The organism is Chitinophaga alhagiae (genome assembly GCF_003568665.1).
Classification (GTDB): domain Bacteria; phylum Bacteroidota; class Bacteroidia; order Chitinophagales; family Chitinophagaceae; genus Chitinophaga; species Chitinophaga alhagiae.
Map to the genome: position 1 here is coordinate 1171876 of NZ_QXMH01000001.1, position 22185 is coordinate 1194060.

18 protein-coding genes are annotated in these 22185 nt (G+C 54.5%); 2 read left to right on the plus strand and 16 right to left on the minus strand.

Features of this window, described 5'->3' with window-relative positions:
- Nucleotides 1-11: 11 nt before the first annotated feature.
- On the minus strand, nt 12-1487 hold the full coding sequence (locus D3A97_RS04545) for an ATP-binding cassette domain-containing protein (RefSeq protein ID WP_119077110.1): 1476 nt from the start codon (nt 1485-1487) through the stop codon (nt 12-14).
- A 123-nt stretch (nt 1488-1610) separates the two neighbouring features.
- On the opposite strand from D3A97_RS04545, the gene D3A97_RS04550 reads away from it, so the two are divergent.
- Both D3A97_RS04550 and D3A97_RS25225 read left to right on the plus strand, forming a co-directional pair.
- Nucleotides 1611-2063 carry a GNAT family N-acetyltransferase gene (locus tag D3A97_RS04550; protein WP_119077113.1) on the plus strand — a complete coding sequence of 151 codons (453 nt, stop codon included), beginning with the start codon at nt 1611-1613 and terminating at the stop codon, nt 2061-2063.
- A 31-nt stretch (nt 2064-2094) separates the two neighbouring features.
- Nucleotides 2095-3216 carry an SMI1/KNR4 family protein gene (locus D3A97_RS25225; RefSeq protein WP_198673862.1) on the plus strand — a complete coding sequence of 374 codons (1122 nt, stop codon included), beginning with the start codon at nt 2095-2097 and terminating at the stop codon, nt 3214-3216.
- A 73-nt stretch (nt 3217-3289) separates the two neighbouring features.
- On the opposite strand, the gene D3A97_RS04565 is transcribed toward D3A97_RS25225, so the two are convergent.
- The 15 genes from D3A97_RS04565 to D3A97_RS04635 form a co-directional block, all read right to left on the minus strand.
- Nucleotides 3290-4009, minus strand: a complete 720-nt coding sequence (locus D3A97_RS04565) for a DUF6048 family protein (protein WP_157986351.1) — start codon at nt 4007-4009, stop codon at nt 3290-3292.
- A complete protein-coding gene (locus tag D3A97_RS04570; protein ID WP_119077118.1) occupies nt 3981-4451 on the minus strand; it encodes a DUF6452 family protein in 471 nt (156 codons plus the stop codon). The genes D3A97_RS04565 and D3A97_RS04570 overlap by 29 nt, the downstream gene beginning before the upstream one ends.
- A gap of 24 nt (nt 4452-4475) precedes the next feature.
- Nucleotides 4476-7352 (minus strand): excinuclease ABC subunit UvrA, encoded by a 2877-nt coding sequence (gene uvrA, locus D3A97_RS04575; protein WP_119078424.1) that lies wholly within the window; start codon nt 7350-7352, stop codon nt 4476-4478.
- A 180-nt stretch (nt 7353-7532) separates the two neighbouring features.
- The gene (locus D3A97_RS04580; RefSeq protein WP_119077120.1) at nt 7533-8339 is read right to left on the minus strand and encodes a hypothetical protein; all 807 of its coding nucleotides are present in this window, start codon (nt 8337-8339) and stop codon (nt 7533-7535) included.
- Between the two features lie 191 nt (nt 8340-8530).
- Nucleotides 8531-9793, minus strand: a complete 1263-nt coding sequence (gene fabF / locus D3A97_RS04585) for a beta-ketoacyl-ACP synthase II (RefSeq protein ID WP_119077123.1) — start codon at nt 9791-9793, stop codon at nt 8531-8533.
- A 112-nt stretch (nt 9794-9905) separates the two neighbouring features.
- Complete coding sequence (locus tag D3A97_RS04590) at nt 9906-11384, minus strand: MBOAT family O-acyltransferase (RefSeq protein WP_119077125.1); 1479 nt, start codon at nt 11382-11384, stop codon at nt 9906-9908.
- Between the two features lie 3 nt (nt 11385-11387).
- Nucleotides 11388-12602 carry a GDSL-type esterase/lipase family protein gene (locus D3A97_RS04595; protein WP_198673863.1) on the minus strand — a complete coding sequence of 405 codons (1215 nt, stop codon included), beginning with the start codon at nt 12600-12602 and terminating at the stop codon, nt 11388-11390.
- Nucleotides 12583-13941 carry an SGNH/GDSL hydrolase family protein gene (locus D3A97_RS04600; RefSeq protein WP_119077129.1) on the minus strand — a complete coding sequence of 453 codons (1359 nt, stop codon included), beginning with the start codon at nt 13939-13941 and terminating at the stop codon, nt 12583-12585. The genes D3A97_RS04595 and D3A97_RS04600 overlap by 20 nt, the downstream gene beginning before the upstream one ends.
- 53 nt (nt 13942-13994) lie before the next feature.
- Nucleotides 13995-14507, minus strand: a complete 513-nt coding sequence (locus D3A97_RS04605; protein WP_119077132.1) for a glucosaminidase domain-containing protein — start codon at nt 14505-14507, stop codon at nt 13995-13997.
- A gap of 691 nt (nt 14508-15198) precedes the next feature.
- Nucleotides 15199-16947, minus strand: a complete 1749-nt coding sequence (gene aspS, locus D3A97_RS04610) for an aspartate--tRNA ligase (protein ID WP_119077134.1) — start codon at nt 16945-16947, stop codon at nt 15199-15201.
- Nucleotides 16948-17003: 56 nt separating this feature from the next.
- Entirely contained in the window at nt 17004-18191 is a 1188-nt protein-coding gene (locus D3A97_RS04615; RefSeq protein WP_198673864.1) for an NAD(P)/FAD-dependent oxidoreductase, read from the minus strand.
- Between the two features lie 252 nt (nt 18192-18443).
- Nucleotides 18444-19331, minus strand: a complete 888-nt coding sequence (gene sucD, locus D3A97_RS04620; RefSeq protein WP_119077138.1) for a succinate--CoA ligase subunit alpha — start codon at nt 19329-19331, stop codon at nt 18444-18446.
- A gap of 91 nt (nt 19332-19422) precedes the next feature.
- On the minus strand, nt 19423-20238 hold the full coding sequence (locus tag D3A97_RS04625; RefSeq protein ID WP_119077140.1) for an ABC transporter ATP-binding protein: 816 nt from the start codon (nt 20236-20238) through the stop codon (nt 19423-19425).
- A gap of 22 nt (nt 20239-20260) precedes the next feature.
- Nucleotides 20261-21004: an MlaE family ABC transporter permease gene (locus tag D3A97_RS04630; protein ID WP_119077142.1), complete on the minus strand. Its 744-nt coding sequence runs from the start codon at nt 21002-21004 to the stop codon at nt 20261-20263.
- 26 nt (nt 21005-21030) lie between these two features.
- Nucleotides 21031-22062 (minus strand): hypothetical protein, encoded by a 1032-nt coding sequence (locus D3A97_RS04635; protein ID WP_119077144.1) that lies wholly within the window; start codon nt 22060-22062, stop codon nt 21031-21033.
- Nucleotides 22063-22185 lie beyond the last annotated feature (123 nt).

The following is a 22185-nucleotide window of genomic DNA, read 5'->3' on the forward strand; positions in this document are numbered from 1 at the left end:
AAGATATCGCATTAAATCATTTTACCGTTCCGTATCCGTAAAAAATGCTGCACACCGGCAGGCAGTTCTTCTTCATAATGGGTCACATAAATGAGGGTGACGGGCAGGTGGCGGCAAAGTGCTTCCACCACGGCCTTGAAATGGTTTTTCTGGTGCGCGTCCAGCCCCTGGCAGGGCTCATCAAAGATGAGGAGAGGCGGGTTTTTCACCAGCGCCCGCGCCAGCAATACCAGGCGCTGCACGCTTTCCGGCACTTGCTGGAACTTTTCCCCGGCAAACCGGTCTGTTTCGAGCACCTTCAGCCAGCCTTCCGCTTTCTGCAACTGTTCCGGCGTACAGGTGCGCAGGTAACCGATGGTATCAAAAAAACCGGAGCCGGCCACCTGCAGGCAGGTAGCGTCTGATTTGAAATACTGGTGCAGTTCGGGAGATACGAAGCCTATTTTCTTTTTGATGTCCCAGATACTTTCCCCGCTGCCGCGCCGGCGGTCAAACAACTCGATCTTGTTGGCGTAGGCCTGGGGATTGTCTGCATTGATAAGGCTCAGCAGGGTAGATTTGCCGGAACCGTTCGGCCCCAGGAGCGCCCACTGCTCGTGGGGGCGGATGGTCCAGTTGATACCGTCCAGTATCACGTTCTCCCCGTATTTCACAAAAATATTTTCCATACGCACCACATGCTCATAACTGGCGGCGGGCGCGTCTGCAATGAGGCCTGCCAGCAGGGCGGGGTCTATTTGCAGGCCGGCGGCCGGCGGCGCCTCTTCCCGGTATTGCGCCAGAAAGGCTTCCCGCGTGAAGGTGCCGGCAATGCGGCCCTCTTCCAGGTGCAGCACGTGGGTAATGCCGGGCGGGACCTCGGCGGGAGACGTTACCAGCACCACGGTGGCGCCTGACCGGATCACGTGGTCTACAATGCCATGAAAGGCTTTGCGGGCCTGTACGTCAAGGCCAATAAAGGGGTTGTCCAGCAGGAGCAGGGCGGGTTTCTGGAGCAGGGCCTGCGCAATGCGCACACGGCGGGTTTCTCCGTTAGACAATTTGATCAGTTCCTTATGCGCCAGGCCGGCCACCTGCAGGGGCGCCAGCTCCGGGTCCGCGGCGCGGCCTTCCAGGTACTCGTTCACGGTAGGCGCGTCTCCGGAATCCATGCTGTTGAAACGCTGCTGATAGTAAAAATCCGTGGTATGGGATAAATTGCGGAAGTCGTGATGATGCCCTACCATGGCAATCAGGCGGCGATAATTGAAGTACGGGTCCGTAATTTCATGCGTTTGCCGGTAGCGGTCGTAAAAATAATGTCGGATACTGCCATTGATAACATTATTTTTGCCGAGAATTGTATGCAGAAGGCTGGTTTTGCCGGAACCACTGGCACCTGTGATGGCCCAGTGCTCCCCGGTATTGATCTGCCAGGAGAGGTCCCGGAAGAGGGTTTTATCAAGATGGCGCACGGTAACGTGCTCCAGCGTCAAAAATGGTAGCATGCAGTTGATTAAATTCAAAAAAAGTGGTTTCCGTGCCCAATTTCGGCAACCTCTTTCATAAATCATAACAGCAACAGTATAAATTTATATTAAAAGTGTGGGCTTCCCCCAAAAAATGAATGCATGCATATTGATTGGAAAATCAAGCAATTCAGCGAATTAAGCACGGAAGAGCTATACCAGGTGCTGCGGTTGAGAAGCGAAGTATTTGTAGTGGAGCAAAAGTGTGCGTATCTTGATATGGATAATGCAGACCAGCTGGCCATCCATGTGATGGGCTGGACGGACGGCGGGCTGGCGGCCTACACAAGGTTGTTTGCGGCCGGTATCAAGTTCGATATGGCGGCAATCGGGAGGGTGGTTACAGCACCTTTTGCAAGAAATAAAGGAATTGGGCGTATCTTGATGCAGTTTTCCATTTCAACGCTTGAGACGCGATGGGGTAAAATACCAATTAAGATAGGCGCACAACTGTACCTGCAACAATTTTATGAATCCCTTGGTTTTGTAAAAAGTAGTGAAATGTACATGGAGGATGACATCCCGCATATAGAAATGATCAGGACTCCGGCGTAAAAGACAATTTTTAAAATATATTACATATACAATGAGGCCACTCGAACAGTTGAATACGATGCTGCATGAGAAGTATCAAACCAACAAACAGGAAGAATATACCGTAGAACTGATGCCGGGTTTATCAGACCAGGAAATTGATATCATAGCGAAACATCTGCGCACCAAACATATTCCCGAAGACATACGGGAACTGTTACAATTCAGCAGCGGCTTTCTCTTCTATGGCCTGGATGCCATCACCTTTGACGGCACCCGGGATTTTGAGATCTACAACCTTATCCCCAATTCTATCCGTATTGCTGGGGACGGTTATGGCAATTACTGGGTACTGGACGTAGACAGCCAGGGCAACTGGGGCAATGTGTTCTACGTGTGCTCAGACCCTGCCGTTATTGTCAAACAATCTGAAAACCTCACGGAATTTCTGCAGCAGCTGCACGAATACGGGAAAGAAACCCGTAAATCGAGCATTGGCATGGTGCATGAAATAGTGGTGAACGATATCTGGGACCGGGAAGACGGCCTCATCCCCCGCGATGAAGCCCGTCATGCTGAAGATGAGGAGCTGCGTGCTTTTGCGGAGCAACTGCCTTATAACTATTATATTGGCGACCTGCGGAACCAGCCGGTAGGCTCCGGTTTTGCCTGGGGCAAGTTCAGCACGGACCCGCGCAGCATTATACGTTTCCGCGAAGGTTACCTCTGGGGCATTGAAAAGAGGCAGCAGCGCGGCGGTTTTGGCGGAGGCTTTAACCGCGGCGGAGGAGGAGGCTTCAACCGCGGAGGCGGTGGTGGCTTTAACCGCGGCGGAGGAGGCGGAGGCTTCAACCGTGGCGGTGGCGGCGGCAGCCGTGGCGGCGGGTATGACCGTGGCGGCGGTGGCGGAGGCTATAACCGCGGCGGTGGCGGCGGTGGTTATGACCGTGGCGGCGGCCGGGGATACGACCGCGGTGGCGGAGGAGGATATGACCGTGGCGGCGGTGGTGGCGGCTATGACCGTGGTGGTGGTGGATACGACCGCGGCGGCGGTGGCGGCTATGACCGTGGCGGACGCGGCGGGTACGACCGTGGGCCTGAACGCGGCGGATATAACGATGGCGGCGGGCAGGACAGCGGCAGCACAGGCGCTGAAAATTTTGACCAGGAATAATATCTGACCAATAAACATACTACACAACGCCGGGGCCAGCCCCCGGCGTTTTTTTATTCGCCAACTACAGCGCCTATAATTTAACGGCCTGCTTTACTTTGTAGAGGGGGATGAGGTATGCAACGGAGTATTGCATATCGAAGCTGTTGTTTTTATAGCCCTTGCCGTAGCCGGGTATTACCAGGGGCGGAAAGTCCTGCTTGGATACATTACGGCTTATCAGCAGCCGCTCATGCAGGCTCCAGCCGAGGTAGAAATTTTTAAGCACTTCCACCTTGATGCCTACCGTCAGCTCAAACCAGTGCGCCAGCTGGCTGGTTTTGGGCACGCTGCCGGTGTAGTTGCCCCAATACTCGCTGGCAACATGGTACTCCGGCACTTCGTAACTGTAAACGGCCAGGCCGTAGCGCGCGCCGCCATAGATCATGAAATTTTCTTTGGGCACCTGTTTTTTCAGGAAGTTGTAATTGGCGCCCAGCGTAACAGCGAAGCCACTGCTGCGGTAGGTATAATTCTCGTCTTCATGGGCGGTGCGGTTGTAACTGAGGTCTGAGGCAAAGTACAACCGGTCATTATAGCGCGCGTCCAGGTTAACGGTAACGTCTGTACGGTAGGGTTGAAAATAATGCACGGCCAGCCTGGAAATATCCAGCCCCAGGCGCAACCCTGCGGGCACCATCATAGTCACCGGCTTTGCCGTGTCCTTTTTGGGCTTTTGCGCATCCTGCGCGGCAGAGCCAAGGGCCAGTAACAGCAGCAGGGCGCTAAAAATGGAACGTGACATTCTTTTCATTGGCAGTGGTTATGGCCGGCTGATCGATCTGTATGCTTTTGATCACTTTCCGGGTAGAAAAAACAGTGTCAAGTATATAATGCATCACTACGCCGCAACCGGCAGATACAAACTTGGGCTGGCGGCGGTAGCGGAAGGTGATCGTGTCTATAGCGGCGGTAGAGTCCGTTTGCAGGTAAAAGCGGCTGCTGTCCGCCACCCTGTCCAGCTGGAACTGCAGGCCGGTAAGGCCCTGGGTACGCCGGTATATGGTATCTTTATTCAGCGCGCCAAAGGTCACCTTGGGGAAAATGGTATCCCGTTCCATGTCTGTAGAATCCCGGAAATACACAAATGCGGCCCGCAGTGCCGTGCGCGTGTCCGTATCACATACCTTGGTATCGTCATCGCATGCCGTAAGGCCCGCCAGCAGGAGGCCGGCAATCAGCAGAAAATATTTCATATGGCGCATTGTTGGCACAGCGGTCTATTTCTTCAGTTCTTTTTTCAAAAATACGGCGGTATGGCTTTCCTTGCAATTGCTTACTTCTTCCGGCGTGCCGGTACACAGTATGCGGCCGCCGCCTTCGCCGCCTTCCGGCCCCAGGTCTACTACATGGTCCGCCACTTTTACCACATCGAGATTATGTTCTATCACCAGCACGGTATTGCCTCTTTCCACCAGTTTGTTCAGTACGTTGAGCAGCAGCTGGATGTCCTGGAAATGCAGGCCGGTGGTGGGCTCGTCCAGTATATAAATGGTTTTCCCGGTATCTTTCTTGGACAGTTCCGTGGCCACCTTCACCCGCTGGGCCTCCCCGCCGGAAAGGGTTACCGCGCTCTGCCCCAGGGTGATGTACCCCAGCCCTACATCCTGCAGGGTCTTTATTTTGCGGTAAAGATAGGGCACCGGCTGGAAGAACTCAACGGCTTCTTCCACCGTCATGTCCAGCACGTCAGAGATAGACTTTCCTTTATAGCGGATCTCCAGCGTTTCGCGGTTGTAGCGGCGACCGTTGCATTTTTCACAATGCACGTATACATCAGGCAGGAAGTTCATTTCTATCACCCGTACCCCGGCGCCTTCACATACATCGCAGCGGCCTCCCTTTACGTTAAAAGAGAACCGGCCGGCGTTGTAGCCCCTTATTTTGGCCTCCGGCACGGCGGCAAACAGCTGCCTGATCTCCGTAAAAAAGCCGCAGTAGGTAGCGGGATTGCTGCGCGGGGTGCGGCCTATAGGCGACTGGTCGATCTCGATCACCTTGTCTATTTCCTCCAGCCCCTTGATGCTTTTGTAAGGCATGGGCACCAGCTTGGAATCATACGCATGGCGGGAAAGGATGGGGTACAGCGTTTCATTGATGAGCGTTGACTTGCCGCTGCCGGATACGCCGGTTACGCAAATAAACGCGCCCAGCGGCAGCTTCAGGTTTACGTTCTTGAGGTTGTTGCCGTTGGCGCCTTTCAGCTCCAGGAACTTGCCGTTGCCCTTGCGGCGGGTAGCCGGCACGGGTATTTCGCGCCGCCCGTTGAGGTAGCCGGCCGTGGCGGTACCCAGCTTCAGCATGTCCGCGGGGCGGCCCTGGGCCACCACGCTGCCGCCGTGTATGCCGGCGCCCGGCCCGATATCTATCAGGTGGTCTGCACTAAGCATAATGTCTTTATCGTGCTCCACTACTATCACGGTGTTGCCCATGGTCTTGAGATTGCGCAGGGCCTCTATCAGGCGCATGTTGTCCCGCTGGTGCAGGCCAATGCTGGGCTCGTCAAGAATGTAGGTGATGCCCATCAGTTGGGAGCCTATTTGCGTGGCCAGCCTGATACGCTGGGACTCCCCGCCGCTCAGCGTGCGCGTGGGGCGGTTGAGGGTGAGATAGGTCAACCCCACGTCCAGCAAAAAGCCCAGGCGTTCCCGTATTTCTTTCAGCACGTCTTTGGCAATCACGTTCTGCTTGTTGTCAAGCCTTTTTTCTATGTCCGCAAACCAGGCCGCCAGGGCGCTGAGGTTCATCTCGCCCAGCTCGGAAATATTCTTCCTGTCTACCTTGAACATCAGGCTTTCCTTTTTCAGGCGGCTGCCGTTGCATTCCGGGCAGGTAGACAACTGCATGAAACCTTCCGCCCAGTTGCGTACCGCGTCTGAAGACGTATCGTTAAAATAGCGGCGTACCATGTTCACCACCCCTTCATATTCCGTAGCGTACATTTCCCCGCCATTCTCGTCAAAGCCCATGTCTACTTCCAGCTTACCGTTCTCGTCACCGAAGAGCAGCACGTTCATGGCCTTTTCCGGTATTTTTTCGATGGGGGCGGACAGCGAGAACTTGTATTTTCTGGCGAGCTGCTGTATCTGTTTGAAGGTAAACGTATCCCTGGCTTCACCGAGGGGCACCAGCCCGCCTTCGTTGATGGATTTGCTGCGGTCAGGCAGCACCTCGTCCATATTGATCTGGTAAATGGTGCCCAGCCCTTTGCAACGGGGGCAGGCGCCGTAGGGAGAGTTGAAAGAAAACGTGTTGGGAGACGGTTCTTCGTAAGAAATGCCCGTATCCTCACACATCAGCTGGCGGCTGTACTGGGATACCTTTCCCGTATCATGGTCCATCACGAACATCAGCCCCTTGCCCATCTGCAAGGCTTTCTGCAGGCTCTGGCTGATGCGGGTGCGGGCGTCTTCCTGCACCTGCACGCGGTCTATCACCAACTCAATGTCATGGATCTTGTACCGGTCTACCTGCATGCGCTCCTTAAGGTCCAGCACCTCTCCGTCTACCCTTACTTTGAGGTAACCCTGTTTTCTCACCTGCTCAAACAGCTCCCGGTAATGCCCTTTGCGGCCGCGCACCAGGGGCGCCAGTATCACCAGTTTCTTTTTCGGGTAGTGGGAATACAGGTGCGCCAGTATTTCCTCTTCGGAAAAACGCGTCATGCGTTTGCCGGTATTGTAGGAAAAGGCTTCTCCCACGCGGGCGTAAAGCAGGCGCAGGAAGTCATATATCTCGGTAATGGTGCCTACGGTAGACCGCGGGTTTTTATTAGTGGTTTTCTGTTCTATGGAGATCACGGGAGAAAGGCCCATGATCTTGTCCACATCCGGCCGTTCCATATCCCCGATAAACTGGCGCGCATAGGCGGAAAAACTTTCCATATACCGGCGCTGCCCTTCGGCATAGATGGTATCAAAGGCCAGTGAAGACTTGCCGCTGCCGCTGATACCGGTAATTACCACCAGGCTGTTCTTGGGGATGCGGATGTCTAGATTTTTAAGATTATGCTCCCGGGCGCCGTATACCTCTATCATTTCTTCCTGAGCGGCCACTGGAGCGGGTTTTCCTGTTGTTTGTTGCTTTTGCTTTGCCATATAGTTCCCGAACACGAAATTCAAGATACTAAACTACGCTTTTGTGGGTTGAATGAAAAATAAAAACGGGCCGGAAACGCCGGAACAGCAGAATGGCAGCAGGTTGGCAGCAGTGAAGGCCCGCGGGATATTATTTTTTGACATACGTATGCGGCTGGGGCTTGCGGAACGGCCAGCAGCCTATTTGGCGCCGGCGTTATTGCAATCCCACCCGATCACATATTTGCCCACACCGCCATCTGTTTCATAGCTATGCACCCTGCCGCCGTTAAACGTGTAGTTGCTAAAATTGATGGTTTGCATGTGATAGGTGCCTGACCAGCTTTCCGAGGTTGTACGCAGGTTACGGGGCTTCAGGTCAATATGCCCCAGCCACTCCAGCAGTGACAGCGGCTCCGTGGCCCATCCTCTCATTTCCATGGCGTACATGATCCCTTTTGAAACAGGTTGGGTGTAATCATAGGTATACTTATACTCCAGGCCGGCTGACTCACCGGTGATGCTCAGCACGTTACCGCGGTGATCGTACGCGAGGGTGTGCGTTCCTCCCGGCCAGCCTGCCCATACATATTTGGTCAAACGCCCCTGGATGTTGTAATAATACCGTGTATGCAGCGGTTCAAAGCCCGGCTGCTCAATGTAGACGGATGAAACAGGGCGGCCGCATTCGTCCAGTTTGGCACTCAGCAGGGTATCCGTAGTGCCCGTTTCGATCAGGTACAGGTTCCGGCCCACGTACCTGACATCCAGTGTGTGGGGCACGGTATGTGTCAGGTTGGTGCGGCAATTGAGCGTTACTGGTACGTTGCCCGGGCCTGTTACTACAGAGTAGATCTCAACAGGTTCCAGCACGTTCGTTAACGATACGGCGCGGCAGTCCGGCACCGGCGGGCAGCCGATACAAACGGGGTCGTGTTTTCTGCAGGACGCAAGGGTGAGCACTACTGCGGGCAGCAGCAAGCGTTTGATGGGATTAATCCATTTCATAAAGGGTAGGTTTAATGGTGAACAAATTAAAGACCGGATGTAAACTTTTGGGTTATCCGTGAAAAAGTGGGGTGTATGAGTTAACAGCAATCGAAGGTAATACATCCGGCCAACAAAGCAATCACACGAAAGGAGCATAAAAAAACGGAGGCGCTGCGGCCTCCGTTTCACGATATCTGTGAGGATAAAAACTATCCCTTGAACTTTGCAAAAGCGGCAATGGCATTGTGCCCGCCAAAGCCGAAGGTATTGCTCAGCGCTACATTGATCACCCGTTGCTGTGCCTTGCCAATGGTCAGGTTCAGCCCGGCGGGGATGTCTTCTCCCAGCTCGGCGGTGTTGATGGTGGGAGGCACCACATCGTCCTGTATAGCTTTGATGCAGGCAATGGCCTCAATAGCGCCGGCGGCACCCAGCAGGTGGCCGGTCATGGATTTGGTGGCGCTGATGTTCAGTTTGGAAGCGTGCTCGCCAAAGAGGGCATTGATGGCTTTCAGCTCGCTCACATCACCCAGGGGCGTGGAAGTGGCGTGCGCGTTGATGTAGTCTACGTCTTCCAGTTGCAGGCCGGCATCAGCCAGGGCTTCTTTCATGCCCAGCTGCGCGCCCAGGCCTTCAGGGTGGGTGGCGGTGAGGTGGTACGCATCGCAGCTCATGGCGCCGCCTACCATTTCTCCATAGATGGTGGCGCCGCGGGCAATGGCGTGATCGTAGTCTTCCAGTATAATGGCGCCGGCGCCTTCTCCCATCACAAAACCGTCCCGGTCTTTGTCAAACGGGCGGGAAGCATGCACGGCATCGTCGTTACGGGTAGAGAGGGCCTTGAGGGCATTGAACCCGGCAATGCCTGCGCGGGTAATGGGGCCTTCGGAGCCGCCGGCCATGATCATGTTGGCCTTGCCCAGGCGGATATAGTTGAACGCATCTACCAGCGCGCTGTTGGAAGAAGCGCAGGCGGATACGGTGCAATAGTTGATGCCCATCAGGCCATATTTAATAGCGATCTGGCCGGCAGCAATATCTGAAATAAGGCGGGGAATGAAGAAAGGGCTGAATTTGGGCACAAAGTTGGCCTGCGTAAACTCCACGATCTGGTCTTCGAAGGTTTGCATGCCGCCGTTACCGGATGCCCAGATCACGCCAAAACGGCTGCGGTCTATCTTCTCCAGGTCTACCCCGCTGTTCTGGATGGCTTCCTGGGCCACCACCATGGCGTACTGCGTGAAGGTGTCCATTTTGCGGGCCTCCTTCTTTTCTATGAACGCATCTATATCAAGCCCCTTCAGTTCACAGGCAAATTTCGTCTTAAATTCCGTTGTATCGAATTTGGTAATAGGGCCCGCGCCGCTCATCCCGGCTTTCATGTTATTCCAGAACGTGTTTACATCATTACCAATCGGTGTGATTGCTCCCATTCCGGTGATCACTACTCTCCTCAGTGTAACAGTACGCATAAGTTTTACTTTGAATGACAAAAGTTAGGACGCAAAGTTAGTCACTTATTATCAGTAAAATGCATACACATGTAATTATTTTAGCATGCACTTTGGATTTATACAGGCCGTTTTAAAATTGCAGGTAGATGGGCAGCATCGGTTCCTGGGTCTTTACTTCGTTGAGGAACCATACAAAGAGGGTCAATACCGCTATACTGCCCCACAGCGGCAGCTTTACAAGGCCTGTTTCCACCTGCCGCTCCGCTTTTTCAGGTATAAAATGAAGCAGGTAACCGAGGCCCATCACCACAAACACCTTTGGATATGCCTGCAGCAACTGCAGCCCCAGGCCTCCCTGGAAGTTGAAGGCCACCTGGTGCAGCAGGTCCCGGGCGCCGCCAAAGGTCTCGCACTTAAAGAACACCCAGCAGAAACATACCAGGTGGAAAGTGAAGAGCACGCCGCCAATTTTCCAGAGCCGGGCCTTGAGGCCGCCGGCATTTTTGAGCAGGCCCAGCTTCTTCCACTGCTTGTCAAGCCCCAGCGCCGCGCCATGCACGCCGCCCCAGAAAATGAAGTTCCAGCTGGCCCCATGCCAGAAGCCGCCGATGAGCATGGTGAGCATCAGGTTCAGATGCTGCCGCCATTTGCCCTTGCGGCTGCCGCCCAGGGGGATGTACACATAATCCCGCAGCCAGGAAGAGAGGGAGATATGCCAGCGGCGCCAAAATTCTGTGATGGAGCTGCTTTTGTACGGTTTGTCAAAGTTGGGCGGGATCACAAAGCCCATCCACCGGGCAATGCCGATGGCCATATCCGAATACCCTGAAAAATCGCAGTAGATCACCAGGGCGTAGCCGTACACGCCAAAGAGGCATTCAATGCCGGTGTAGCGGGTGGGGTCATCAAAAATATATTGTACAAAGTTCTGGTAAATGAAATCGGAGATCACCACTTTTTTGAACAGGCCGCCCATGATGAGCAACAGCCCTTTGCCTACATCTTCCCGCGTGAGCACGTAAGGTTTGTATATCTGCGGAATGAAGTCTGCCGCCCGTACAATGGGGCCCATCATCAGTTTCGGAAAAAAAGACAGGAAAAAGAGGTAGTCCAGGAAACGCTCTACCGGCTTTATTTCCCGGCGGTACACGTCTATGGTGTAGCTGAGGTTCTCGAAAGTATAGAACGAAATACCGATGGGCAACAGGATGTTGACGGGACTGATGTGGCCGCTGCTGATGCCGTTGATGATGTCTATAAAGAAGTTGGTGTACTTGAAATAGAACAGCATGCCCAGGTTGATCACAATGCTGAACCAGAGCAGGCCCCGCCGGGTACGCTCGTTCTCCTCCCGGTAAATGCGGTTGCTGAGATAAAAATCCACAATGGCGCTGAGCACCACCAGGCCTACAAATGCACCGCAGGCCTTGTAAAAGAAATACAGGGAAAACAGGGTGAACACCCACACGCGGCCGCGCTCATGGTTGCGCACCAGCTGGTAGCACAGCAGGAAGGCCGCGAAAAAGTACAGGAAGAACGCACTGTTGAAGAGGATGGGCTCTTCCGGGTTGTACAGCAGTTGTTGGGCCAGGTTCTCTACAAAAGACATCTGTTAATGGTTAAAAGCTGAATAGCCTGCTTCCAGCGCTTCGTACAGCAGCGTGCCCTGCAGGGTATATCCATAGGCGTTGAAATGTACACGGTCCCCGCTCCAGGCGCAGGCAAACCTTTTATCTTGCGGCATGGCCTGGTACAGGTCCCACCAGGCAAAGCCATTTTCTTTACAGTATTGCACCATGGCCTCCCGGATAACGGCCACCTGCGGGTTACGGGCGTACGTGGTGCGGTAGTACACCCTGCGGGAACCCTTTTTCCGGTAAGGCACCTGCCGCTTTTTCATCATGCCGGAAGGCGGCGTGGTGAACAGGAGGCAGGCTTCCGGGGCGTTTTGCCGTATGGCCGCCACGGTAGTTTCCATTTCCTGCCGCAGCTGCGCGGCGCTCACACCGCCAAAAGCCTCGTTAGTACCTAAAGACAAGATGACCAGTTGCGGCGCCAGTGCTTTCATTTGCGCCGCCACTGCGTTGCCCGGTTTATTGTAGTGCGCAAACTGCGCCCCGTTCACGCCAATGCCATGGTATAAAATGCCCGGCTCTCCGTTGGCCAGCACCGCCCCGTAAAACATTACCGCCCCCGGCCAGCGGAGGGTGAAGGTGGTGATGGCGGTATCCCATTCTATGCGGGCCTGGTTTTCCGTGAAGGGGCCGCTTGTTTCGCCAACCGTTGCGCCGGCCATTTTTTCTACGGCCGCAGCATCTTCTCCCGCTATTATCCCCGCGCCGTTCACCTCTACCGCAGGCCCCTTGTAAAAACAGGTGGCGCTGCGCAGGGGCATGGCGGGCTTGCTGCTGAAGGTCAGCACGGGCGCGCTGTGGCTGGTGCGGATGAGCATACCGGCAGGGCTTTCCATAAAACTGTTCCCTCTTTCCACCACCCGCTCCGCCTCCCAGCGTATGTTGCTGCTCCACCGGTAACCGTCAGGCCCGTTGGTGCCCGCCAGGTTGTAGGGGAACACCCAGCCGGGGCCCGCGTTCCCGAACTGCGCTTTCAGCGGCGTTGCCACGGCGGCCGGTAAAAAACCGGCCTGCACGTGGGAGTCTCCCAGGTGGAGAATGCTCACCACCTGGCTGTCTGCCTGCCGCAGCAACGCGTAAAAGCGGTGCAGCGCCGTATCGTTATACAGGAATTTGCGCTGCGCCTGCGCGCCGCCGCAAACCGCGGTGAACAATAATACCAGAACGGCCGCCTTATAACTGCCCTTCCTCATATTCATCCATAATAGCTTTGTACAGCAACGCCCCTATCCTTGACGCGCCCCTGAAGTTGAAATGCGTATAGTCCCGGTTGGCCAGCGCCGTGTCTCCCTCTACCCAGCGCGCCATGGCCCCTTCCCCGCCCATGGCGGAAAACAGGTTCCAGTAGGCCATGCCTCTTGATTCTGCAAAGTTGTGCTGTATTTTCATGAGCGCTTTTACGCCGGGCGCCGTGATGTACTTCCCTTTTTTCTTGTATGCCTTGTCTGCCGTACCTACAATGAGAATGGACGTTTCCGGGAACAGGCGGCGCAGCGAGTCTACCACTTTCACCATGGGTTTTTCGTACCAGTCAAAGCGGGTGTTTTCCGGCAGGAACAGCACGTTGGCGCCGTAATGCAGCACTATCAGGTCATACGGGCGCACGGCCTGCATGTCTTTCCACATGCGGCGGCTCAGTTTGCCCAGCTCTATGCCGCTGATACCGCGAAAAGAATAGTTGTCCAGGAACACGCCGTTGCTGCTTTCAAAGCAGGCCCCGTAAAACGGCGCCGCTACCTCGCTGTTGAAACGCAGGGTGACGGCCCTTTCCGTGCTGTCTGTCACAAAGGTATAGGCGTTGATGCGCGCCTGCCCCTGCAGTTTGATGTGGCGGGCGTTGATGCTCACATCCCCGCGGCCGCGGCCGTACAGGAGGCTTACCTCGTTAAACTCGTTGAGCCGTTTGCGCCTCACCGGCTGGTAACGCACCCAGCTTTGGGGGGCAGGTACAAACACATGGCCGGAAATGCCCAGCTCTGTGCCCGCGGGCGGTGTGTTCTTGAAATGATAATCCATCCAGTCACCGGAAAAACTGTGGGCAATGGTAGTGCGGAATCCCGATACCACGGAGGTGGCGGGCACATATCCCACCCCCTTGCCGCCGAAGTTGGCCTGCAGGCTGTCACGAAGGTCTTGCGTAATGAGGTCTCCCTCTATCATGGAATCCCCGAAATAGGCAATGCGTACTTTTTTGCGATGCCCCGCCCGGAGGGCCCTGAGCGCATCTATGAAACCTTTCATGCCGGTGCCCTGCCGCCCGGTGTTATAACCATAATCCAGGATGCCGGTATAGCTGGTATAATCCACCGGCCGCTCCAGGGGGCTAACGGCAGAATCGGGCACTGCCGCCACCGCTACGCTGTCTGCCGGCGCTGCCGCCTCCACGGGCCGCAGGTCCGCCAATACATCCAGCGGGCGCAGGGTATGGCCCGCTATTGAAAAGGAATTATTGAAAAACGACAACAGCCCCAGGCAGCCCAGAGTGCCAAGGGTAATCAGGAACGGGTAGGGATGTTTGTTTCCGGAGGGCATAAGTAGGCATATTGCTGCCTGTTACGTGTAACCGTAACAGTTAAGCTGCAAAGCTATTGTTTTGCCAGCTTTAATTCATCATCCAGTTCATATAATTTGTACCGCCTGATCATGGCAGACACCCGGTTGATCCATACCTGCCCGGCTGAAGAGTAGCCGGACTGGATCAGTTTGGCGAGCCAGACCATATAATCCTCGTTCCCCTTCATGCCAGGGTACCATTTACGTTTCATGACCAGTTTCACGAACTGCCGGTAAGAAGCCGTGTCTGACGCAAACTCACGGTATACAGAGCGGTAGGTGCCGCCCGTTTTTGCCAGGCTGTTTTTGCCTACTATCCCAAAATGGTTACGCAGCAGGCGGGCGTTTTTGCTGGTGCCCATGCCTGATTCAAGCATGGCCACTCCCAGTATCACACTGGCCGGAACACCGGTTTCTTTCATGAGGTTAACTGCAATGGGCTCATATTGCGCTAAATACTTTTGGGGTGTTTTCTGTGCCGGGGCGGCCAGGCTGGATACCAGCAAACCGCTCAGCAACAGGTTTCTTCTTTTAACTAAAAACATGCTGTTCTTTTAAATCTACCTATCTGCACCGGTACGGATTCACGGGGCAATATTAAGACAAAATGGATACATGGATTGTAATTGATATGTTAATAACTTATCATTTATTGAAATAACGATACTATTTTATCATGAAAATGATGATATTCCGTTACAAGTCATTATAAAGTGGAAAAGTTATATTGTGGATAACCGGTACAGTCCTGTTTCCGGTACCGGAGTGCGTTAAAATAAGGGTCATTTTGCGAAAAAATGGGCCTAATCAATTGATAATGTGATAGTTGACTATTTCCCTTTTTTGCGTTTATGCTTAAAACATGCACTTCCCATGCACTATGGTGGGAGTATCCTGGAAGTAAGGTGGGGGTTACTACGGAGGAGACTGGAAGGGACCACGGGGCAGCGTGGGGCCTGGATAAGGCACAATGGGGGTAAACCTATTTCAGGACTAGACCCTGACCGATGTACACAGACCTATATCCTACCTATATCCTACCTATATCAGACCTATATTAGACCTATATCACACCTATATTAGACCTAGTTCCTACCTAGTTCCTACCTAGTTCCTACCTAGTTCACACCTAGTTCAGAACTAGTTCCTACCCAGATTAAACCTGGTTAAGACTAAAAAAACCGGCCCGAAGCTATTTGTTGCTCCGGGCCGGCCCTTTATAGTATTCTTTCCCGCCTATTTCAGCAGGGACAATTTCAGTTCATCCAGCTGTACCTGGTCAATTTCGCTCGGCGCGTCCAGCATTACGTCTCTGCCGGAGTTATTTTTGGGGAAGGCAATGAAATCCCGGATGGTTTCGCTGCCGCCCAGCAGGGAGCAGAAGCGGTCAAAACCGAAGGCAATGCCGCCGTGAGGCGGAGCGCCGTACTCGAAAGCGCCCAGCAGGAAGCCGAACTTGTGCTGCGCTTCTTCCTTGCTCATGCCCAGCGCCCCGAACATTTTCTCCTGGAGGTCTTTCTGGAAAATACGGATGGAGCCGCCGCCTATTTCCGTACCGTTCAGCACAATGTCATAGGCATTGGCCTTGATCTGCCCGAATTTGGCAGGCTCGTCCATGAGGTGGAGCTGTTCTGGTTTGGGCGCGGTGAAGGGGTGGTGGCGGGCTACCCAGCGGTTTTCTTCTTCCGCGTACTCAAACAGCGGGAAGTCGATCACCCACAGGGGCTTGTATTCGTTGTTATTGCGGAGGCCCAGGCGTTCGCCCATTTCGAGGCGCAGTTCGCTCATGGCCTTGCGGGTACGTTCTTCCTTGCCGGCCAGGATCAGTATCAGGTCTCCGGGGTTGGCGTTGCACTGTTCGGCGAACAGCTGCAGGCCGCGCTCGTTGAAGAACTTGTCTACCGAGCTTTTCAGGGAACCGTCTGTATTATACTTCACATAAATGAGGCCGCTCATACCGATCTGCGGGCGTTTTACCCACTCCGTCAGCTCATCCAGCTGTTTGCGGGTGTATTCCGCACAGCCGGCGGCATTGATGCCTACTACCAGCTCGGCCTCGTCAAATATTTTGAAACCGTTGCCGCGGGCGGCCTCGCCCAGGTCTGTCAGCTTCATTTCAAAACGGATGTCCGGCTTGTCGTTACCGTAAAACTTCATGGCATCGTCCCAGGTCATGCGGGGGAAGGGCTCGTTGAACTCGATCCCCTTGATCTCGCGGAACACGTGTTTGGTCATTTCCTCAAAGGTGTTGAGGATGTCTTCCTGCTCCACGAAGCTCATTTCACAGTCTATCTGGGTGAACTCCGGCTGGCGGTCTGCCCGCAGGTCTTCGTCCCGGAAGCACTTCACGATCTGGTAATACCGGTCATACCCGCTCACCATCAGCAGTTGCTTGAAGGTTTGGGGAGACTGGGGCAGGGCGTAGAACTGGTTAGGGTTCATACGGCTGGGCACTACAAAGTCCCGCGCCCCTTCCGGTGTGGATTTGATGAGGTAAGGCGTTTCTATGTCCATAAACCCGCGGCTGTCCAGGAAGTTCCGCACGGAGCGGTTCACGCGGTAGCGCAGGGTGAGGTTCTGTTTCACGAGGTTGCGGCGCAGATCGAGATAGCGGTATTTCATGCGCAGTTCGTCCCCGCCGTCCGTATCGTCCTGGATGGTGAAGGGGGGTGTTTTGGAGCCGTTCAGCACGGTAAATTCCGATACGGTGATCTCCACATCGCCGGTGGGGATGTTGGGGTTTTTATTGGTACGCTCGGTCACCGTACCTTTCACCTGCAGCACAAATTCCCGGCCCAGGGGCTGCTGGTCCAGCAGTGCGTTCAGCGACTCGCCGAGCAGCAGTTGCGTAATACCGTAGCGGTCACGCAGGTCTATAAACGTAATGCTTCCAAACTTGCGGACGGTTTGCACCCAACCCGCCAGCGTCACGGGCTGGCCTGCATGTTCCATGCGCAATTCACCACATGTGTGCGATCTGTACATTTGTTCTGATTCTTTTAATAAAGGAGGTCAAAGATAAGATATGAATGCCTGAAATTCTACCTCAAAGCATTAAAATACCGCTTAATATCTATTTCGGGCCGCAGGGGCTGGCCTTGCAGCAGGTGCCTGCAGAACTGCCCCGCGGCCCAGGGAGCCAGTGAACAGCCTTTGGAGCCCATGCCGTTGAAGATACCCAATTGCGGGTACCTGGGGTGCATGCCCACAAAGGGGCGCCGGTCCATGCCGGAGGGGCGTACGGCCGCTATATGGTCTTTGACGGTGTAGGGGATGCGCAACAACTGTTGCAGGCCGCTTTCCAGGGAGGCGCGGGCGTCTGCGCCGGGCAGGGCGTTTGCATACTCCCAGGAGAACGTAGCGCCGGCCCAATAAGTACCCGCCTCCTGCGGTACCAGGGTAATGCTTTTTTTGATGATGTCTGCGGTGACCAGCCCGGGCACTTCCACCAGCAAGGCCTCTCCCTTGTTGGGTAAAAACCTTAGCCCGGCAAAGTAAGGGTTGGCGGGGCTTTCCACGCCTTCGCAGCAAATTGCCGCCCGGGCGGTAACGTCTTTATACTGCACACCTTCTTCCTGCATGGCCAGCGCTGTGATGTCAAACTGTTCTTCGCGCAGCATGTCCCGGTGCAGCAGCCAGGTACGCCAGGCTGGCAGCAGGCGGTGGAGGTGTACGTTGGCGCCTTTGATGATGCCCGCGCCATGGGGCTGGTGCAGCAGGCCTTCGTACCGGGAGGCGGCGGGTTTGAACATATAGGATGCAGATCGTGGTGTATCACCGCCGGTGGGCGGCACAGCGCCAGCAGAGGGGATGACGGGCTGCGGGTCAGCGCCTGCCGCTGCCTCATCAAAGTGCGGAGCTTCAGCGCCGCCCCGGTTGCTCTCAAACTCCTTCACCGCCCGCTCAAAAGCGTCCCGCATCTGTGCAGACGGCCACACGTTCCAGATATCCCGCTCATGAAAGCAGCTTATGCCCAGTTCGTTTTCCATGGCCCGGTAACAGCGCACCGCTTCGGGGTAAATAATATCATACAGCCAGGCCAGTTCAAAGCGCCGGCCCGATACGGGGTTGATGATGCCTGCGGCCGTGCGGGAGGCGGTACCGGGGCGCCCGTTGTCATATACCAGCACCCGCTGCCCGGCCTGCACCAGGCGCCAGCTGAGCACCGTGCCGGCAATGCCCTGCCCTATGATGATATAGTCGTATTGATGCATTGTTTGAAGGCTCAAAAGTAGCATTCTGCTGTTAAACAGCAACCACGGCAGCTGACAGCACCGGCGGGCATGTTCCCTCCCCGGCCGCTGCGCGCAAAACAAAACGTCCCCGCTGACTTGCGGCGGCGGGGTGGATGGGGCAAGGGGATAACCGCAGCGCCGTGAGGCTGTTCAAAACACCGGCCGGAGGCGCTGCCATGGCGCGCAAAACAAAACGGGGCTGACCATTGCTTTTGGTCAGCCCCGCTCTTTTTCAGCAATATGTTATCAGGCGGGCACAGCCTTGCCTTTCAGTACTTCTGCCATTTTTTTGCCAATGTCCGCGGGGCTGTCTACCACGTGAACACCGCATTCGCGCATGATCTTCATTTTAGCGGCGGCGGTATCGTCCGCACCGCCAATGATGGCGCCGGCGTGGCCCATACGGCGGCCCGGAGGCGCTGTTTGGCCGGCAATGAAGCCTACCACGGGTTTGGTACCGTTTTCCTTGATCCACAGGGCGGCTTCAGCTTCCATGCTCCCGCCGATCTCGCCGATCATGATGATGGCATCGGTCTCGGGATCGTTCATCAGCAGTTCTACGGCATCGCGGGTGGGGGTGCCAATGATGGGGTCTCCACCTATACCGATGGCGGTAGATACGCCCAGGCCGGCTTTCACCACCTGGTCTGCCGCTTCGTAAGTGAGGGTACCGGATTTGGAAACGATGCCCACGCTGCCTTTCTTGAAGATAAAGCCGGGCATGATGCCTACTTTGGCCTCTTCCGCGGTGATCACACCGGGACAGTTAGGCCCTACCAGGCGGGTGTTGTATGCTTTGAGGTAGTTTTTAGCTTTCACCATGTCCTGTACAGGAATGCCTTCCGTAATACAAACTACCAGCGCGATGCCCGCGTCTGCGGCTTCCATAATGGCGTCCGCAGCAAATGCCGGGGGCACAAAAATGATGGACACATCCGCACCGGTGGCCTTTACGGCATCTGCCACGGTATTGAATACCGGGCGGTCCAGGTGGGAGCCGCCGCCTTTACCGGGCGTTACGCCACCTACCACGTTGGTGCCGTACTCGATCATTTGGGTGGCATGGAAAGTACCTTCGGTACCGGTAAATCCCTGCACAATCACTTTACTATGCTTATTTACTAAAACACTCATCGCGCTTGATTTAATTAATTTACGTTAAGGTGGGGCAAAAATAACAGATAATGGCTAAAAAGAAAAGGATAGCCCTAATAGTTGAAGAATATTAACTATTTGATGAAGGCGTGCCGCCTTTTTTCCGCCAGGCCTTGTCCCGGAATACCTCCATTTTCCGCATTTCCTTGATGTCCTGGAAAAACTCGGAGGCAAAAATGAAGTCGTTCAGCAGCTTGTCTTCCGAAAAGATGATGTCTTCATTGCTCCCTTCCCACTGTTTTTTGCCCTGGTGCATGTAGATGATATGATCGCCGCTTTCCATGACGGTGTTCATATCGTGGGTGTTCACCACGGTGGTGATGTTGAAATCTACCGTAATGTCTTTGATGAGCTTGTCTATCACCAGGGACGTTTGCGGGTCCAGGCCGGAGTTGGGCTCGTCAACAAACAGGTACTTGGGGTTGAGCACTATGGCGCGGGCAATGCCCACGCGTTTTTTCATCCCGCCGCTGATCTCCGCGGGGAACTTGTTGTTGGCATCTTTCAGCTGTACGCGGTCCAGCACTTCCTGCACGCGCTTTTTGCGTTCCTTGTAGCTTTTGTTGGAAAACATGTCCAGCGGGAACATCACGTTCTGCTCCACCGTCATGCTGTCAAAGAGGGCGGAGCCCTGGAACAGCATGCCTATTTCCTGGCGGATGGGTTTCTTTTCCTTGTCCGTCATGGCGGTGAAGTCTTCATTGTTGTAGATCACCTGCCCGCTGTCTACGTTCATCAGCCCTACCATGCACTTCATCAGCACCGTTTTACCGCTGCCGCTGGCGCCTATGATGAGATTCGTTTTCCCTGCTTCCATCTTTAAAGACACGTCCTTCAGTATCTCCTTTTCTCCAAAGCTTTTCCGGATATTTTTCAATTCTATCATAACTCGGTCTGAAAATTTGGTATTAGAGCAAAATGGCCGCCAGCACGTAGTCTGCAAAGAGGATAAGCACGCAGCTCACCACTACGGCGGTGGTGCTGGCCCGTCCTATTTCCAGTGCGCCGCCGGTTACGTTATAGCCGTAATAGGCCGGTATGCTGGATATGATGAAAGAATACGTATAGGCTTTGCTGAGGGCGAAAAATACATTGTACCCGTCAAAAGAGGCCCGCAGGCCTTCCATGAACTGATCATGAGAGATGATGCCGCTCAGCTTGCCCGCTTCCAGGCCGCCGAAGATGCCCAGGAAAGCGGCAATCACCACCAGGCAGGGAATGGTGACCATGGCGGCCAGTATTTTGGGAAGAATGAGATAGGCCTTGGTGTTGATGCCCATGATCTCCTGCGCGTCTATCTGTTCGGATATGCGCATGTTGCCCAGCTCGGAGGCTATTTTGGAGCCCACTACGCCGCCCAGCACGATACATACCATGGTGGGGGCCAGTTCTATTATGATGGTATCGCGCACTACCTGCGCTATCACTGATTTGGGGATGAAGCCGCTTACCAGCTGGTAAGCTGTTTGCACGGTGGTTACCGCGCCCAGGAAGAGGGAGATGATCACCACAATGCCGAGGGAACCGATGCCGATCTCCACGCATTGATGCATAAATTCTTTCCAGTACATCCTGAAGTTCTCCGGGCGGGAGAACATCCCTTTCAGCATCAGCAGGTACCTGCCGAAATGGTAAAACAATTTGAACTCCATAACCTGTCAAAGATAGTTATTTATATTTATCGCAAGCTGCTTACCAGGAGGCGTTTCAGGCTTCTTTCTATGATCTCTCCCATGGTGCTGCACCGGGCAAAAACGGGATCATGATAATGTTGCGCCAGTTCCTCCCCCAGCTGGGCGATCTTTTCGGGGAAGGATACACGGTCTGTCATGATCACGTCCCGCAGGTCTTTGATGCGGTGCCGCTGCGCCTTGATGCGCCGGGCAATGAGGGAACGCTCCTCCTGCTGGTACTGTTTCACCACCTCCGCGTTCAGGTGTTTCATGGCCAGCTCCACGAACACGCGGTTCTCCTTGAAGAACTGCGGCATGTACAGCGTTTTTTTGCCTTCGTAGAACTGCTGGTCAAAGTCTATGGCCCTGATGCGGAACTGCACATCGTCAAAGTCCGGGGTGATGTCGAAAATGAAGTTATAGGAGCGCATGTCTCCCAGCAGGCGCACAAAGCAGCGCTCGTTGAACTTGACGAACTCTTTGGCAATGCGCCGCGGGTTGAACTCCGGCCGGTTGAGGTAGTCTTTGGCAAACTGGTCTCCCGGCACGCCGGCAATATGCTCCTCCACCAGGGTGTTGCCGTCTACCAGAAAGTTCATCCAGTAGGGAGACAGGATGTGTTCCAGTTCCAGCCCGTAAATGCGGGAGGCATCGGCTATCTTGATGTAGAAATAGTCGTATACCTCGTTGTAGTTATTGACGATCTTGATCCGGAACGGGTGGGAGTTGCCGAAGGTGCAGTAGTCTATGCGCTCAATGTGCAGGTGCTCTTCCGCCGCCTGGTCTCCCCCGGCCTTCATGATGGAATAGATCCGTTTGAGGCCGGCATGGAGGGAGGGCGTCATGCTTTGCGGGTAGAGCACGGATTCCCAGAGGGTATCTTTGCCGGCTTTATCGTACAGCGGGATGCCGTAATCGTAATACTTCAGCTCCTCGTAAGAAACGGGCAGCTTCACCTCGCGCTCGTAGAGCTTCAGGTATTTTCTGAAAGCCGGGTTGAGCGGGAAAAATATTTTCTTTCGGGAGATGGACTGCATGGCGGATCTTATCTGACCAGGCTAAATTAATGAAGAATCGTTAAACTGCCTTGTTTGTCAAAATCGTGAAATTTGAAAGTTGAAGTTTCAAATTTCACAAAACAAGACTGGCGGCAGTGTCGG

Excerpts from the sequence above, each read along its gene's own strand:
- D3A97_RS04595 (WP_198673863.1), bottom strand. The coding sequence starts at position 12,602 with ATGAGGAAGGGCAGTTATAAGGCGGCCGTTCTGGTATTATTGTTCACC.
- D3A97_RS04545 (WP_119077110.1), bottom strand. The coding sequence starts at position 1,487 with ATGCTACCATTTTTGACGCTGGAGCACGTTACCGTGCGCCATCTTGAT.
- D3A97_RS04600 (WP_119077129.1), bottom strand. The coding sequence starts at position 13,941 with ATGCCCTCCGGAAACAAACATCCCTACCCGTTCCTGATTACCCTTGGC.
- D3A97_RS04605 (WP_119077132.1), bottom strand. The coding sequence starts at position 14,507 with ATGTTTTTAGTTAAAAGAAGAAACCTGTTGCTGAGCGGTTTGCTGGTA.
- D3A97_RS04630 (WP_119077142.1), bottom strand. The coding sequence starts at position 21,004 with ATGGAGTTCAAATTGTTTTACCATTTCGGCAGGTACCTGCTGATGCTG.
- D3A97_RS04635 (WP_119077144.1), bottom strand. The coding sequence starts at position 22,062 with ATGCAGTCCATCTCCCGAAAGAAAATATTTTTCCCGCTCAACCCGGCT.
- fabF (WP_119077123.1), bottom strand. The coding sequence starts at position 9,793 with ATGCGTACTGTTACACTGAGGAGAGTAGTGATCACCGGAATGGGAGCA.
- D3A97_RS04580 (WP_119077120.1), bottom strand. The coding sequence starts at position 8,339 with ATGAAATGGATTAATCCCATCAAACGCTTGCTGCTGCCCGCAGTAGTG.
- D3A97_RS04570 (WP_119077118.1), bottom strand. The coding sequence starts at position 4,451 with ATGAAATATTTTCTGCTGATTGCCGGCCTCCTGCTGGCGGGCCTTACG.
- uvrA (WP_119078424.1), bottom strand. The coding sequence starts at position 7,352 with ATGGCAAAGCAAAAGCAACAAACAACAGGAAAACCCGCTCCAGTGGCC.
- D3A97_RS04550 (WP_119077113.1), top strand. The coding sequence starts at position 1,611 with ATGCATATTGATTGGAAAATCAAGCAATTCAGCGAATTAAGCACGGAA.
- D3A97_RS04625 (WP_119077140.1), bottom strand. The coding sequence starts at position 20,238 with ATGATAGAATTGAAAAATATCCGGAAAAGCTTTGGAGAAAAGGAGATA.
- D3A97_RS25225 (WP_198673862.1), top strand. The coding sequence starts at position 2,095 with ATGAGGCCACTCGAACAGTTGAATACGATGCTGCATGAGAAGTATCAA.
- D3A97_RS04590 (WP_119077125.1), bottom strand. The coding sequence starts at position 11,384 with ATGTCTTTTGTAGAGAACCTGGCCCAACAACTGCTGTACAACCCGGAA.
- sucD (WP_119077138.1), bottom strand. The coding sequence starts at position 19,331 with ATGAGTGTTTTAGTAAATAAGCATAGTAAAGTGATTGTGCAGGGATTT.
- aspS (WP_119077134.1), bottom strand. The coding sequence starts at position 16,947 with ATGTACAGATCGCACACATGTGGTGAATTGCGCATGGAACATGCAGGC.
- D3A97_RS04565 (WP_157986351.1), bottom strand. The coding sequence starts at position 4,009 with ATGAAAAGAATGTCACGTTCCATTTTTAGCGCCCTGCTGCTGTTACTG.